The organism is Phenylobacterium sp. (assembly GCF_024508875.1).
Taxonomy (GTDB): Bacteria; Pseudomonadota; Alphaproteobacteria; order Caulobacterales; family Caulobacteraceae; genus Phenylobacterium.
The window spans coordinates 59,308-72,566 of the sequence record NZ_JANINU010000003.1 but is presented as its reverse complement, the minus strand read 5'-3'; the positions used below and the strand labels follow the sequence as shown (position 1 = coordinate 72,566).

At 68.5% G+C, this 13,259-nt stretch carries 16 protein-coding genes; 4 read left to right on the top strand and 12 right to left on the bottom strand.

Annotated elements, in window-relative coordinates; translation table 11 throughout:
- Positions 1 to 688: class I tRNA ligase family protein (locus Q0L11_RS01070; protein ID WP_296594990.1), on the bottom strand; the 688-nt coding region annotated here is incomplete at its 3' end.
- A gap of 426 nt (positions 689 to 1,114) precedes the next feature.
- Here Q0L11_RS01070 and Q0L11_RS01065 point away from each other — a divergent pair.
- From Q0L11_RS01065 to Q0L11_RS01050, 4 genes are all read left to right on the top strand, one after another.
- On the top strand, positions 1,115 to 1,324 hold the full coding sequence (locus Q0L11_RS01065; RefSeq protein WP_296594989.1) for a cold-shock protein: 210 nt from the start codon (positions 1,115 to 1,117) through the stop codon (positions 1,322 to 1,324).
- A 259-nt stretch (positions 1,325 to 1,583) separates the two neighbouring features.
- Positions 1,584 to 1,940, top strand: a complete 357-nt coding sequence (locus Q0L11_RS01060; protein ID WP_296594988.1) for a DUF6481 family protein — start codon at positions 1,584 to 1,586, stop codon at positions 1,938 to 1,940.
- 146 nt (positions 1,941 to 2,086) lie between these two features.
- Positions 2,087 to 2,236, top strand: a complete 150-nt coding sequence (locus tag Q0L11_RS01055) for a hypothetical protein (protein WP_296594987.1) — start codon at positions 2,087 to 2,089, stop codon at positions 2,234 to 2,236.
- An 8-nt stretch (positions 2,237 to 2,244) separates the two neighbouring features.
- Positions 2,245 to 2,502 carry a hypothetical protein gene (locus Q0L11_RS01050; protein WP_296594986.1) on the top strand — a complete coding sequence of 86 codons (258 nt, stop codon included), beginning with the start codon at positions 2,245 to 2,247 and terminating at the stop codon, positions 2,500 to 2,502.
- Positions 2,503 to 2,572: 70 nt separating this feature from the next.
- On the opposite strand, the gene Q0L11_RS01045 is transcribed toward Q0L11_RS01050, so the two are convergent.
- The 11 genes from Q0L11_RS01045 to gcvA all read right to left on the bottom strand — a co-directional run bounded on the left by Q0L11_RS01045 (position 2,573) and on the right by gcvA (position 13,162).
- Positions 2,573 to 3,514, bottom strand: a complete 942-nt coding sequence (locus Q0L11_RS01045; RefSeq protein ID WP_296594985.1) for a bifunctional riboflavin kinase/FAD synthetase — start codon at positions 3,512 to 3,514, stop codon at positions 2,573 to 2,575.
- A 13-nt stretch (positions 3,515 to 3,527) separates the two neighbouring features.
- Positions 3,528 to 3,950 (bottom strand): MaoC family dehydratase, encoded by a 423-nt coding sequence (locus tag Q0L11_RS01040; RefSeq protein ID WP_296594984.1) that lies wholly within the window; start codon positions 3,948 to 3,950, stop codon positions 3,528 to 3,530.
- A gap of 82 nt (positions 3,951 to 4,032) precedes the next feature.
- Positions 4,033 to 4,896, bottom strand: a complete 864-nt coding sequence (locus Q0L11_RS01035; RefSeq protein WP_296594983.1) for a TIGR01459 family HAD-type hydrolase — start codon at positions 4,894 to 4,896, stop codon at positions 4,033 to 4,035.
- Between the two features lie 55 nt (positions 4,897 to 4,951).
- Positions 4,952 to 6,211, bottom strand: a complete 1,260-nt coding sequence (locus tag Q0L11_RS01030) for an EAL domain-containing protein (protein WP_296594982.1) — start codon at positions 6,209 to 6,211, stop codon at positions 4,952 to 4,954.
- Positions 6,212 to 6,296: 85 nt separating this feature from the next.
- Positions 6,297 to 6,707 (bottom strand): DoxX family protein, encoded by a 411-nt coding sequence (locus Q0L11_RS01025; protein WP_296594981.1) that lies wholly within the window; start codon positions 6,705 to 6,707, stop codon positions 6,297 to 6,299.
- Between the two features lie 62 nt (positions 6,708 to 6,769).
- Complete coding sequence (locus tag Q0L11_RS01020; RefSeq protein WP_296594980.1) at positions 6,770 to 7,186, bottom strand: VOC family protein; 417 nt, start codon at positions 7,184 to 7,186, stop codon at positions 6,770 to 6,772.
- Positions 7,187 to 7,257: 71 nt separating this feature from the next.
- Positions 7,258 to 8,520 carry an RNA polymerase sigma factor gene (locus tag Q0L11_RS01015; protein WP_296594979.1) on the bottom strand — a complete coding sequence of 421 codons (1,263 nt, stop codon included), beginning with the start codon at positions 8,518 to 8,520 and terminating at the stop codon, positions 7,258 to 7,260.
- On the bottom strand, positions 8,517 to 8,909 hold the full coding sequence (locus tag Q0L11_RS01010; RefSeq protein WP_296594978.1) for a YciI family protein: 393 nt from the start codon (positions 8,907 to 8,909) through the stop codon (positions 8,517 to 8,519). Before Q0L11_RS01010 ends, Q0L11_RS01015 begins: the two co-directional genes overlap by 4 nt.
- A gap of 85 nt (positions 8,910 to 8,994) precedes the next feature.
- Complete coding sequence (locus Q0L11_RS01005; protein ID WP_296594977.1) at positions 8,995 to 11,121, bottom strand: ATP-binding protein; 2,127 nt, start codon at positions 11,119 to 11,121, stop codon at positions 8,995 to 8,997.
- A gap of 145 nt (positions 11,122 to 11,266) precedes the next feature.
- Positions 11,267 to 12,145, bottom strand: coding sequence for a 3-hydroxybutyryl-CoA dehydrogenase (locus tag Q0L11_RS01000; RefSeq protein WP_296594976.1), 879 nt, complete (start codon positions 12,143 to 12,145; stop codon positions 11,267 to 11,269).
- 114 nt (positions 12,146 to 12,259) lie between these two features.
- On the bottom strand, positions 12,260 to 13,162 hold the full coding sequence (gcvA, locus tag Q0L11_RS00995) for a transcriptional regulator GcvA (protein WP_296594975.1): 903 nt from the start codon (positions 13,160 to 13,162) through the stop codon (positions 12,260 to 12,262).
- Positions 13,163 to 13,259 lie beyond the last annotated feature (97 nt).

The following is a 13,259-nucleotide window of genomic DNA, read 5'->3' as shown; positions in this document are numbered from 1 at the left end:
CCACCGGGAACTTCACCCAGATCGTGGGGCTGACGTGGTCGTGGTACTCGACCTCGGCGTCGGCCAGGGCGGTGCGCTCGACAGGGCTCCACATCACGGGCTTCGAGCCGCGGTAGAGCTGGCCCGAGGCCACGAACTTGTGGAACTCGGCCACGATCGCGGCCTCGCTCGCATAGTCCATCGTGGCGTAGCGGTTCTCCCAGTCGCCGATCACGCCCAGGCGCTTGAAGCCGTTGCGCTGCACGTCGATCCAGTGGCTGGCGTATTCGCGGCAGCGGGTGCGGAACTCGGCCTTTGAGACCTCGTCCTTGCGGCGCCCCTGGCTGCGCAGCTCTTCCTCGATCTTCCACTCGATCGGCAGGCCGTGGCAGTCCCAGCCCGGCACGTAGTCGACATCGTAGCCCAGCAGGAACTTCGAGCGGACCACGAAGTCCTTGAGGGTCTTCTGCAGGGCGTGGCCGATGTGGATGGCGCCGTTGGCGTAGGGCGGGCCGTCGTGCAGGACGAACAGCGGCGCGCCGGCGCGCTGACGTTCCGCCCGCATGGCGTTGTAAAGGTCGAGCTCGGCCCACTTCGCCAGCGTCTGCGGCTCCTTCTGGGGCAGGCCCGCCCGCATGGGGAACGGCGTGTCGGGGAGGAAGACGGTCTCGCGATAGTCGCGTGGGGGCTTTTCGGCGTCGTCGGCCATAACTCTGTCCGTTGGATCGGTGGATTCGAGATTGCGGGTGTCACCCGGCGCGCGCTGGAAGAACGTCCGGCGGCGTCACGCCGGGCGGGTAATTCGCAGGCTCGTCCGAACCGAAGTCATGGCGGAGGCTCTAACAGAGCGGGCGCGGGGCGTCATCCCCGGTGGGGGCGGCGCGGCGTCAGGGCGGCATAGGCTGGAATTGTCGGAATTTTCCCCGCGGCCATCGGCGTCGCGCAATGAACTTCCGAATATCCTGGCATTTCGATCGTTATGCTGTTATCTTAGCTAAATCGAATATCGATTTGGTTCGGTCGCTCTCCACGCTTTTTCTTCGGATCGAGCCCGGACTTCCCACAATCATCTCCGATAATTTGGTGCGGGTCGCCGTCCGGTGGCTGCGAAGATTAATTTCTGAAAGTGAAAAACATGACGACTGGCACTGTGAAGTGGTTCAACCCCGCGAAGGGCTTCGGCTTCATCCAGCCTGACGACGGCGCGGTTGACGTGTTCGTCCACATCTCGGCCGTCGAGCGTGCGGGCCTGGGTTCGCTGAACGAAGGCCAGAAGGTCTCGTTCGAGCTGGAACGCGATCCGCGCAGCGGCAAGACGTCTGCCGGCCAGCTTCAAGCCGCCTGACGTGCGAAGCGCATCCCGCCGGCAAACCCTGCGGGATGCGTCTCTCAATCCGCGATGAGTCCATCAACAATCGAACGCGCCTATGAACTTGCCCGCGCTGGGCAAGCGCCGGATGTCGACGCGCTGAAGCGCCGGCTGAAGGCGGACGGCTATCGCGCCGTCGATGCGCTGCTCGCGCCCCGCAGCATCCGGGGGCACCTTGAGGCGATCTGCGCGGCCACGTTCGCAGCCGCCGGCGCCACGAAACCCCGAGGCCCCCATGAATGAATTCGAGCGAACCGGCTTCGCCGAGCGCTTAAAGACCGCTGCCGACGCCCGGAAGGCGCTGCTGGCGGGCTTCCGGCCCCGGCCGACCGCTCCAGCCGCGGACTTTCAGCCGAGCGCCGTGACCCGCGCTGCGGAACTCGCGAAGGTCCGCCTGGCGAGGGCTGGGGAGAAGATCGCCCGAAAGCAGGCCGCGGCCGATGCGGCGGAGTCCCTGCGGCTCGCCGAGGAGGCTACCGCGGCTGAGGCCCTCGACGCGAAGCGTGGGCAGCGCAAGGAACGCAAGGCGCTGACCAAGGCCGAGCAGAAGGCGAAGCGGGACGCGCGCTACGCGGCCCGGAAAGCTCGCTAGAGGGCGGCCCCCCGAGGTTAAGGCCGGTTCGGCGGAGAGATCCCTCTCGAAATCCAGGACACGGAGCCTTCTTGTCCCCCTCAGATGATCCCATTTGAGGGCGGGGGGCTCTAGACCCTCGTCCCAACTCCAGAGGAGCCCAAGTTATGGCGCGCAAGCCCAACTACGATTTCGAGCGGCGCGAGCGCGAGCGGCTCAAGGCCCTGAAGACGGCTGAAAAGGCCGCGGCGAAGCGCGAACAGCGCGAGCGCGACCGCGCGCAAACGGCCTCTGAGCCTTCCACAGAAGAGACCTGAGAACACCCATGCCCAGTGGCGTCATGTACAACCACGAGACCGTCGCGCTCGACGGCGAGATTTTCACCGACTGCGAGTTCCGCGACTCGCGGATGATCTTCTCCGGGGGCTCGCCGCCGGTGTTCGAGAACTGCCGCTTCTACGGCTGCGAGTGGAAGCAGGATGAGGCGGCCCAGCGAACCCTGGCCTATCTGAAGGCGCTCTGGAGTGCGGGCGAGAAGACCGCGGTGCAGGCGCTGATCAAGGACATAACGGTCGCCCGCTAGCGCGCGATCCGCGAAAGAAGACGCCGGTCCGGCGAAGGGATCGCGCTCAAAATCAACGAGATAGATCCGCCTAGGCCGATAGCACCTGTTTGGCCCGTGCCGCGTCCTTCATCACCTGCTCGGTCATCACCTCCAGGCTGTCGAACTTTTCCTCGGGGCGCAGGAAGGCGATCAGGTCGGTCTCGATGACGCGGTCGTAGATGTCCTCGTCGAAGTCGAAGAGCCAGACTTCGAGCAGGGGGCGGGTGACGCCCTGGACCGTCGGGTTCACGCCGATGTTGGCCACGCCGGAAAACTCCCGGCCGTCCGAGAGCCGTGTGCGAGTGGCGTAGACGCCGAACTTCGGGGTCACGTAGTCGGCGAGGTCGACATTGGCCGTCGGGAAGCCCAGCTTGCGGCCGAGCTGCCGGCCGCGCTGGACCGGGCCCTCGATGGCGAACGGCCGCCCCAGGATCTCGGCGGCGTCCTGCGGCCGGCCCGCGCGCAGGGCTTCGCGCACCGAGGTGGAAGAGAACTTGTCGCCGTCCACGTCGCCCACCGGGTCGGCGACGCTGACGCCGAAGCCGAGCTCCTGCCCATAGGCCCGCATCGTCTGGGGCGTGCCAGTGCGTCCCTTGCCGAACGAATTGTCGAAGCCGACGGCCACGTGGCGGGCGCCGAGGCCCTGGTGCAAGACGCGGGTGGCGAACTCGCGGTCGGTCATCTCCGCCAGCTCGGCCTCGAGCGGTAGGACGTACAACATATCGACGTTCAGCTTTTCGAGCGCCCGCGCCTGCTGGTCGGTCTTCATCAGGCGGAACGCCGGCTCGTCGGGGCGGAAATAGACGCGCGGGTGAGGGTCGAAGGTGATGACGCCCAGGGGCGTCCCCATCTCGTTCGCCGCCTTCGCGGCTAGCTCGATCACCTGCTGGTGGCCGCGGTGCACGCCATCGAAGCTGCCCATGGCGACCGCGGCGCCGCGGTCGTCCTGCGACAGATCCTTCCAACCCCGAATGACACGGATGCGCTTCATGCGCCCCGTTAAGTCATGCGGGGCGGCGCGGCGCAATCACCAGAGCTTCGCCATCGACCACGGTCTTGCCGGCGACCGCGCACGTGGTGTCCAGCGTCACGTGTCCGCGCGCCTCGTCGAGCGCCTTGACGGTGACCTTCGCGACGACAAGGTCGCCGATCTTCACGGGCCGGCGGAAGCGCAGCGACTGCGACAGGTAGATCGCCCCGGGACCCGGCAGTTTCGAGCCCAGGACGGCCGAGATGTAGGCGGCCGAGAGCATGCCGTGGGCGATGCGCTCGCCGAAGGTAGTGGTCTTGGCGTAGGCCTCGTCCAGGTGGACGGGGTTGTTGTCTCCGGACACCTCGGCGAACGCCTCGATGTCGGCCGCGCCCACGACACGGCTCATCTCCGCCGCCTGACCGACGGACAATTCGTCAAAAAAGAAGCCTTGCACGGCAGTTCCCCTGAGGCCGTTCGTTGCGACGCGTTCCCCCCGCATCGCCGACCCGTGCCGCCAGCGGTGCGATTCGCGCCGTTCACCATGCCATATCGGCTATGGTCCAGTTCGCCTTTAGGCCTTCTTGACGCAGGAGGTCGGAAACCACGCTGAGGTTGAGTCCGTCCAGGCCGACCGTCTCGGCGCCATGTATGCCATTGGCGACAAAGAGAATATCGAGGTTCCGGGCGTTGGCGCCGCGTACGTCGGTGGGCAGACCGTCGCCCACGCAGAGCACCCGCGCCGCGTCGATAGGTCGCTGCAGCTCAGCTTCCGCCGCGGCGAGCGCCATCTCGTAGATCGGCGCGTAGGGCTTGCCGGCCATCACCGACTTGCCGCCGAGGCTCTCGTAGAGCTGGGCGAGCGCACCGCCGCAGTAGATCAGCTTGTCCCCGCGCTGCACGACGATGTCGGGGTTGGCGCAGATCAGCTCGAGGCCACGACCGACGCAGCCGATGAAGCGGTCACGGTAGTCGGCCGGCTCGTCGTTCTCGTCGTCGTACGGCCCCGTAACCGAGATGAAGGTCGAGTCCTCAGGGCCGCCCATCGCGAGCCCCAGGCCCTCGTACAGCACGCCGTCACGCTCGGGTCCGATAGCCCAGACCGGGCCCGGCGCGCGCCGGGCGAGGAGGGCGCGGGTCGCGTCGCCCGAGGTGATCAGCCGGGTCCAGGCGGCGCGCGGCACGCCCAGGCTGTCCAGTTGTTCCACGATCGGCGGATGCGGGCGCGGCGCGTTGGAGATCAGGATGACGGGCCCCACCTCGGCCCGGAAGCGCGCCAGGGCGGCGCAGGCCTCGGGGAAACTCTCCCGGCCGTTGTGGATCACGCCCCAGACGTCGCAGAGCAGGACGTCGTAGCGGCCGGCGAGCTCGGAGAGCCCTTGGATCGGGGTCGGGGAGGTCATGGGGCGCCGGGTAACACACTCCTCTCCCCCCGCGAAGCGAGAGGGGAGGGGCGGATCAGGCGGCGCGGAAACGCATCCGTTCGACGTTGGACGCCGGGGCGGGCGCGCCGGCCTCGGCCAGGACGTCGTTCTTGATAGCCCGCGGCTCGCCGAACAGGTGGCCTTGGCCGAGCTGGATGTCGAGGTCGAGGATGTCGACCACCTGCCGCTCGTTCTCGACCTTCTCGGCGATCAGGTCCACGCCGTAGCGGCGCAGCAGGAGAGCGAAGTCTTCCGCGGCCAGATCGGGCATCGAGCGCAGGACGAGGCGGTTGTCCACCTCGGTCAGTTCGTCGAGCAGCGCCTGGGCGGCGACCTTCACGAACTTCACGTCCGAACGGGTCAGGTCCTGCAGGTCGAGGTCGAGGTTGGTGACCTTGTCGATCGAGAAGCGGAAGCCGAGGTCGGCGAGCCGGCCCATGTTGCGGGCCTGGACGGCGTTGCGGCCGTCGAAGGCGGCCTGGCCGACCTCGAAGATCAGGGCGGGCGCAAGGTCGCGGTTGGCGCGCAGCAGGTCCAGGAACTGCGGGAAGAACTCGTCGTCCCCAAGGCTGGACATCGAGATGTTGCAGAAGACGCCGACGCGGCGATCGCGGGCGGCCAGGCGGCGGACGATCTGCACGCAGCGGAACAGCAGCAGGTTGTCGATGGCGGTCATCAGGCCGGCTGGCTCCGCCACCGACAGATATTCCGCGGGCATGATCACCTGGCCCGAGGCGTCGCGCAGCCGCGAGAAGCTCTCGTAGAAGACGGTCTTGCGCTGCGGCAGGCCGACGACGGGCTGGAGATAGAGGTCGACGCGGTTCTCGGTCAGCGCCTCGCGGACCACGTCCAGCAGGCTGACCGGGCGACGCACGTCGTGGCCGCCGCGCGCGGCAAGGTGCGGCGCCGAGGTGGCGTAGGGCTGTTCCTCGAAACGGCGGGTCATCTTCTGGACCAGACGCTCCAGCAGGTGGACCTCGCCGGTCAGGGTCTCGGAGCGCGACTTGTCGGTCTCGACGATGGAGGCGATGTCGGTCACGCGGCCATCCAGGCGGACCATCTGGTCCAGCAGGATGCGGTGGCCTTCGCGGACGGCTTCGACCTCGCCGCGAATCTCGCGCATCTCCAGGAAGCGCATGATCATGCCGTGGGAGGCCAGGCAGAGGCCGAAGCAGCCCATCATCGACGAGATAGCGACGCCCCAGCCCATGCCGTTCCGCCACAGGCTGAGCGCGACGATCAGCGAGAGGCAGAGATAGGTCGCGCAGAGCAGGGCGAGAGTGAGCCGACGCATGGGTCCTGTTCCGAATCACCCGGAGTATCCGCTGCGGAGTCCAGGCTAGTCGAATTCATTAACCATGCCGCCGGTTCGGGATTGGTTAACGCCGAATCGGGACGAGACGCCGCACCTCCGGCTCGCGCAGCCACAGGCCGCCCCAGGCGAACGCGGCGAGGTAGGGGCCGAACAGCATGTGGCTGAAGAGCGGGTTGCCGTTAACGAAGTGGACGGCGCAGGTCCCGCCCATCAGCGCGGCGACGAGGATGGCGCCCAGAACCGCCGTCGGTCGGGCGAGGTAGAGCGCCACGATCGCCAGCTCCAGGATCCCGATGGCGAACCCGCTGCCGGGTGGGAGGCCCAGCGTGGCGCCGGTCTGCTCCACGATCGGCAGCCGGATCAGCTTGATGCCCACGTCGAAGGCCATGAAGGCGGTGAAGAGGCCGGTCAGCGTCCAGCCGGCGATGGTCATGGCCTTGCCCTGCGGCGCGTTCGTGGCGGCGATGGCGGTCATGTTCTGGTTTCCTCGCTCGTGGGATCCGCGGCCGGGGGGAGGGCGGCCGCGGGCCGACGCGCCTACGCAGGCTGATTGAAGGCCCAGACGACGCCGAACGGATCGCGGACCTGGCCCCAGGTGTCGCCCCAGAACATCTTCTGCGGCGGGATCAGGCCCTCGCAGCCGGCGGCGACGGCGCGGTCGAACCAAGCCTGGGCGTTGTCCACGATGAGCTGCATCGTGAAGCCCTGGGGCGCGACCTTGCCGTGGCCGTGCTCCTCGTAGAAGTCGCCCAGCATGACCGAGCTGCCGTTGATGTAGAGGTGGATGTGCATGGTCCGGCCCCGGTCGTCGACCGGATGGGCCATGGCGACTTCGGCGCCGAACGCCTTCTCGTAGAACTGCGCGGCCTTCATCGCCCCGTCGATGGCGAGGTAGGCGACGACGCCGCCCTTCGTTTCGACCTTGGGCATTTCCGCGGCGGACGCGTCCGACATCTGAATCTCCTGGGTGAGTTGCTTGTCACGAGGACGGTCCAGGCGTCGCCGTTCCGACATTGGACCGGAGATTATTTCGCAGCGCCGCCGGCTGGCGCGTGATCGTGCGCCAGACGATCGAGATGCTGGCGGATGTGCGCGGCCTCGGCGGCGGTGTTGGCCAGGGCGATGGCGCGGTCGAAGGCCACCCGGGCCTCGCGGTGCCGGCCCAGCTCCAGGTTCAGCGCACCGGTCAGGCCGTGGAAGTGGAAATAGCCGGACAGCCGGTCGGCCAGCGGGGCGATCATCTCCAGCGCGGCTTCCGGCCCGGCGACCTTGCTGACGGCCACGGCGCGGTTGAGCGTGATGACCGGCGACGGGGTCAGTCGCTCCAGGGCCGCGTACAGGCGGTCGATCTGCGGCCAGTCGGTCTGGGCGGGGGTGGGGGCGCGGGCGTGCAGCGCGGCGATGGCGGCCTGGACCTGATAGGCGCCCGGGCGGCGATGGCGCATCGCCTTGTCGATCAGCGCCAGGCCTTCGTTGACCATGGGGCCGATCCAGAGGCTGCGGTCCTGGTCGTCGAGCAGCACGATCTGGCCGTCAGCGTCGAAGCGGGCGGGCGTGCGGGCGTGCTGGACCAGCATCAGCGCCAGCAGCCCCATGATCTCCGGCTCGGTCTGGTAGAGCCGCAACAGCAGGCGCGTCAGGCGGATCGCCTCGCCGCAGAGCTGCGCCCGCGCCGGGTTGTCGCCGGCGGAATAGCCCTCGTTGAAGACCAGGTAGAGCATGGCCGCCACCGCGGCCAGGCGTTCGGCCCGCTCGACGGGGCCTGGCGTCTCGAACTCGGCGTCGCCCTCGGCGACGATCCGCTTGGCGCGGGTGATCCGCTGTTCCATGGCCGCCTCGGACACCAGGAAGGCGCGCGCGATCTGCTTCACCGACAGGCCGGAGACGATCCGCAGGGCCAGGGCGATCTGCTGGGTGGCCGGCAGGTCGGGGTGGCAGCAGATGAACAGCAGCCGCAGGACGTCGTCGCGATAGTCGGCCGCGTCGATGCGGTCGGCCACCCGCTCCTCCGCGTCGTCCAGGTCGGACAACAGGTCTTCGGACGGCAGTTCGGTCTGACGCGAGCGCTTGCGTACGCCATCTAGCGCGGCGTTGCGGCCCACCATGATCAGCCAGGCCGCCGGATCGCGGGGCGGCCCGTTCTTCGGCCAGTTGTTCAGCGCGCGCAGGCAGGCGTCCTGGAAGGCCTCCTCGGCGGTGTCCAGGTCGCGGAAGTAGCGCAGCAGCGCGCCGACGGCCTGGGGCCGCGCGGCCGAGATGGCCGCGTTGATCCAGGCCAGGTCGCTCATGCGGTGACGGCCCCCTTCGCGACCGCGTCGCGCGAGCCCTCGTTATAGAGCGCCAGCGGGCGGATCTCATAGGCTCCGCCGGGATTGGCGTCGCCCAGGTCCTTGGCCACCGCCAGCGCCTCGTCGAGGTCGGCGACGTCGATGATGTAGATTCCGAGCAACTGTTCCTTGGTCTCGGCGAACGGGCCGTCGATCACCAGCGGCGGGTCGCTCTTGCGGAAGGTGGTTGCCGCGGTGGTGGGCAGCAAGCGCAGCGACGGCCCCAGCTTGCCGGCCTTCGCCAGGCGGGCGCGCACGACCGCCAGGCGCCCCATGACCTCGGCCTCCTGCGCCTTGTCCCAGGCCCAGACGACATCCTCGTCGTTGTAGCAGAGCAGGGCGTAGAGCATGGGCGAGCCTCCTCGTTCTTGGCTAGGACGCGCGAGGATGCCCCAGGCCGACCGGCGGCGGGAATTTTTCCGTCGAGGGCGACGCTCAGGCGGCCCGCTGGCGGCCGGCCCAGTGCGTGACCTTGGTCAGCAGGCTGTGGAGCGCGATGGGCTTGGGGATGTGGTCGTCCATCCCCGCCTGCAGGCAGGCCTGCACATGCATCGGCAGAACGTTGGCGCTGACGGCCACTATCGGGGTGAGGACATTCGGCCCCTCGCCGGTGCGAATGGCGCGGGCCGCCGAAGGTCCGTCCATCACGGGCATCTGCATGTCCATCAGGATCAGGTCGAAGGGCGCGATCGCGGCGAGCGCGACCGCTTCCTGGCCGTCATGAGCAAAGGTCAGCTCGTAGCCGGCGGCCGAGAGCATCGCGCCGACCAGTTCGCAATTCACCGGCGCATCGTCGACCACCAAGACCCGCATCGTCGGCGCGTCGGCCCCGGGCGGCGCGTCCGATTCGGCCGGCGACGCCGGGGCGCGTGGCGCGGGGATCGAGAACCAGAACGTGGAGCCGCCCTGTGGCTCGCTGGAGTACCCGATCCGGCCGCCCAGCCGTTCCACCAGGCTTTTGGCGATCGCGAGGCCGAGGCCGGTCCCGCCGTGACGGCGGGTGACCGAACCGTCGACCTGCGAGAAGCTCTCGAACAGCGCCTCGCCCTGGCCGGCCGGGATGCCGATGCCGGTATCGGTGACGGCGAAGCGGAGTGTGCCGCCCTGCTCGTCGTCATAACTGGCGCTGAGCCTGACGCCGCCCTCGTCGGTGAACTTCAGGGCGTTGTCCAGCAAGCCCAGCAGGACCTGGCGGATGCGGCCGGCGTCGGCCACGACGGGCTTCGGCAGGCGTCCCACATCCCCGGCCGAGAGCTGCAGGCCCTTGGCGCGCGCCGGCTCGGCCAGCATCGCGAGCACGACGTTGACCAGTTCTCCCGGATCGAAGGGCTGAGGATCGAGTTCGATCCGTCCGGCGTCGACCCGGGAGAAGTCGAGGATTTGATCCACGATGGTCTGCAGCGCCTGTCCGGCCACGGCGATGCGATTGGCGTAGTCCAGAAGGGGTGGGGTCAGGCCCGGCGCCTGGCGCATCAGGTCCGCAAAGCCGACGATGGCGGTCAGCGGCGTGCGGATCTCGTGGCTCATATTGGCCAGGAACTCCGACTTGGCGCGTATGCCCGCCTCGGCCTCCGCCTGCCGCCGGCGCAGTTCGAGTTCCAGTTCGCGGCGCTCGGTCACGTCGCGAAGTGTGACCACGGCCTCGGCCGTCTCTTCGTCGGTCGCGGGTATCGGGCGCGGACTGCCCTCGAACCAGCGCCATTCGCCGTCCGCCCGTCGGATGCGCAGCCTCAACAGTTCCCAGGGCCCGGATGACTCGCCGACCTGCAGTCGGAATTGCCGGAGCTGCTCGTGGTCATCTGGATGCACCAGATGGAACGGCGTGCGCCCCACGATGTCCTGGGGGCGATAGCCCAGTTGAGACACAGCGGGGGAGACGTAGTGGACGACGTCTTCGGCGCCGTAGCGGACGATGATGTCGCTGGAGTGGTCGGCGAGCAGCTTGTAGTCGCGGGCCGCCGCCGCCAGGCGCTGGCGGTCGTCGGCCACCGAGATGCCGAAGGCCATCTCGTTCGCAAGTTCCCGGAAAAGGTCCAGCTCGCGCGTCCCGAATCCGTCAGGCCGGTCGGCATAGACCAGCAGCACCCCGCGAACCACGCCGCCGAGCTTGAAGGGGATGGTCGCGCTGGATCGGATGCCATGCTGGGCCGCCCGCGCGCGCCACGGCGCGAATTGAGGGTCGACGAGGGCGTCGCGCATCACAACCGGCTCGCCGCTCCGCATCGCTTGGCCGGTCGGCCCCGAGCCGGCCACCGTGGCGGCGGAGGAACTGAGCTCCAGGCCTTCGAGGTAGCCGGCGGCGCGCCCGGCGAACGCGCGAATCTCTACCGGCTCGTCGCTGGCGCTGCGGGTCAGCGCGACCGCGGCCACCGGATAGCGGTCGCCTTCGACGATGGCCTCGCAGATGCTCGACAGCAGGCCGTCAAGGCTCTCGAAATGCATCAGCGCGCGCGTTGAGCGGACGTAGGCCTCGAGCGCCCATTGCAGGCGCAGGTGATCGTCGCCCCTGGGCTGCGTCGAGGGAAGGCCCTCTATCGGTGCGCTTTCATCGGTCGCGGTCATACCTTGCCCTGGCGGCGGCCGGTCCGCATCGGCCGCGATCCCGTCCCTCCGCTACGTCACGGCTCCGAACGCCGTTCGTCGGTTAGACTAGCTGGGCCTTAAGATTGTGGAAGCGACCGTAGCGCGAGCGCGGCGGCGATCCGCCTCAACGCGTCGGGACGGGCTTGTCGCCGCGGTAGTCGTAGAACCCGCGGCCCGACTTGCGGCCCAGCCAGCCGGCTTCGACATACTTCACCAGCAGCGGGCACGGGCGGTATTTGGAGTCGGCCAGGCCTTCGTACAGCACGTTCATGATCGACAGGACGGTGTCGAGGCCGATGAAGTCGCCGAGTTCCAGCGGGCCCATCGGATGGTTGGCGCCCAGGCGCAAGGCCGTATCGATGGCGTCGACCGTGCCGACCCCTTCGTACAGCGTGTAGATCGCCTCGTTGATCATCGGCACCAGCACGCGGTTGACGATGAAGGCGGGGAAATCCTCGGCGTTGGACGTGGTCTTCCCCAGCGACTGGGCGAAGCTGACGGCCAGCTCGTAGGTGTCGGCGTCGGTAGCGATGCCGCGGATGATCTCCACCAGCTTCATGACCGGCGCGGGGTTCATGAAGTGCAGGCCGATGAACTTGCCGGGACGGTCGGTGGCCGACGCAAGGCGGGTGATCGAGATCGACGAGGTGTTCGACGCCAGCAGCGTCGTGGACTTCAGGTGCGGCTGCAGCGCTTTGAAGATCGTCTTCTTGGTGTCCTCGTTCTCGGTGGCCGCCTCGATCGCGAGGTCGGTCTGGCCGATCTGCTGGAGCTCGGCCGCCGGCTTGATGCGGCCGATGGCCGCTTCCATCGCCGTATGCTCGATGACCCCCCGCGAGACCTGGCGGGTCATGTTCTTTTCGATCTGGGCGATCCCCTGGCTGATCCGGTCGGGGCTCACGTCGTGCAGCAGCACGTCGTAGCCGCCCAGGGCGCAGACGTGGGCAATGCCGGAACCCATTTGGCCGGCGCCGATTACGCCGACCGTCTTGATGTCAACCACGGGTCTAGATCCCTTACAGCGGATGCCGCTTTTTGTGGCAGCTTTCTAACAGCCGCAGCTTTCTAACATCTGTATGGCGCACTGCGGCAAGGGGAATTGCTGCGTCGCAGCAGATCATGGTGACGGCGGGGATTCAGCGCCACGCGTCTCGGAAGCCTCGGTCGACAACCAGGCGCGGAGGGCGGCGATACGTCGCAACTTGCGGCTGTCGCTGCGCCAGACCACCCAATAGCCCAGCTCCGAGGCCACGCGGCGGTCGAACGGGCGCACCAGCCGGCCCGTGCGCAGGTCCTGTTCGATCAGGGCGCTGCGGGCCAGCGCCACGCCCATGCCCTGGGCGGCCGCCTCCAGCAGCATGGTGGAATCCTCGAACACCATCCCTGACGGCGTGGGCGTCTCGAGGCCCAGCTCGCGGAACCATAGGCTCCAGGGGCGGTGGCCGTGATGGAGCAGTGGCGCGCTCGCAAGATCGGCGGGTGTCTTCAGGTCGAGGCGGGTCAGCAGGTCCGGGCTGCACACGGGCGTCAGGGTCTCGCTGAAGAGCGGGGCGGCCTCGGCGCCCGGCCATCGGCCCGCCCCGTAGCGGACGGCCACGTCCACGCCGTCGGTGGTGAAATTGGCCACGCGTTCCTCCACCCGCAGCTCCAGCGACTCCGCCGCTAGGTCGGCCAGCATCCGTGGGAGCCGCGAGGTGAGCCAGCGCGCCGAGAACTGGGCGTCGAGGCTGACCACCAGTGGGTCGCGTTCGGCGGCGGCGGCGAACTCGGCCACGGCGTTCTTCAGCACGTCCAGGCCCCGGGCCACCTCGCCGGCGAGCCGCCGGGCCTCGGGCGTTGGGACCATGGTGTTGCCGCGACGCTCGAAAAGGCGCGCGCCGAGTTCGGCTTCGAGACGCCGGATCTGCTGGCTGATGGCGCCGTGGGTCACCGCCAGCTCCCGGGCCGCTCCACTGTAGCTGCAGTGCCGGGCGGCGGCCTCCAGGGCGCGCAGGGCGAAGAACGGCGGGAGGCGGATCATGCCCGGGCTGTTAGGCCACGTAACAACCGCTTGCAAAATGTATCGGCGGCGAGCGGACCGCCCCGCGCGCATCCGCTTGGCGGCTCGTTCGCGGCCG

Coding starts and splice junctions, on each gene's coding strand:
- Q0L11_RS01020 (WP_296594980.1), bottom strand. CDS start 7,186: ATGTCGGACGCGTCCGCCGCGGAAATGCCCAAGGTCGAAACGAAGGGC.
- Q0L11_RS01005 (WP_296594977.1), bottom strand. CDS start 11,121: ATGACCGCGACCGATGAAAGCGCACCGATAGAGGGCCTTCCCTCGACG.
- Q0L11_RS01015 (WP_296594979.1), bottom strand. CDS start 8,520: ATGAGCGACCTGGCCTGGATCAACGCGGCCATCTCGGCCGCGCGGCCC.
- Q0L11_RS01035 (WP_296594983.1), bottom strand. CDS start 4,896: ATGACCTCCCCGACCCCGATCCAAGGGCTCTCCGAGCTCGCCGGCCGC.
- Q0L11_RS01050 (WP_296594986.1), top strand. CDS start 2,245: ATGCCCAGTGGCGTCATGTACAACCACGAGACCGTCGCGCTCGACGGC.
- gcvA (WP_296594975.1), bottom strand. CDS start 13,162: ATGATCCGCCTCCCGCCGTTCTTCGCCCTGCGCGCCCTGGAGGCCGCC.
- Q0L11_RS01010 (WP_296594978.1), bottom strand. CDS start 8,909: ATGCTCTACGCCCTGCTCTGCTACAACGACGAGGATGTCGTCTGGGCC.
- Q0L11_RS01055 (WP_296594987.1), top strand. CDS start 2,087: ATGGCGCGCAAGCCCAACTACGATTTCGAGCGGCGCGAGCGCGAGCGG.
- Q0L11_RS01030 (WP_296594982.1), bottom strand. CDS start 6,211: ATGCGTCGGCTCACTCTCGCCCTGCTCTGCGCGACCTATCTCTGCCTC.
- Q0L11_RS01065 (WP_296594989.1), top strand. CDS start 1,115: ATGACGACTGGCACTGTGAAGTGGTTCAACCCCGCGAAGGGCTTCGGC.
- Q0L11_RS01045 (WP_296594985.1), bottom strand. CDS start 3,514: ATGAAGCGCATCCGTGTCATTCGGGGTTGGAAGGATCTGTCGCAGGAC.
- Q0L11_RS01060 (WP_296594988.1), top strand. CDS start 1,584: ATGAATGAATTCGAGCGAACCGGCTTCGCCGAGCGCTTAAAGACCGCT.
- Q0L11_RS01025 (WP_296594981.1), bottom strand. CDS start 6,707: ATGACCGCCATCGCCGCCACGAACGCGCCGCAGGGCAAGGCCATGACC.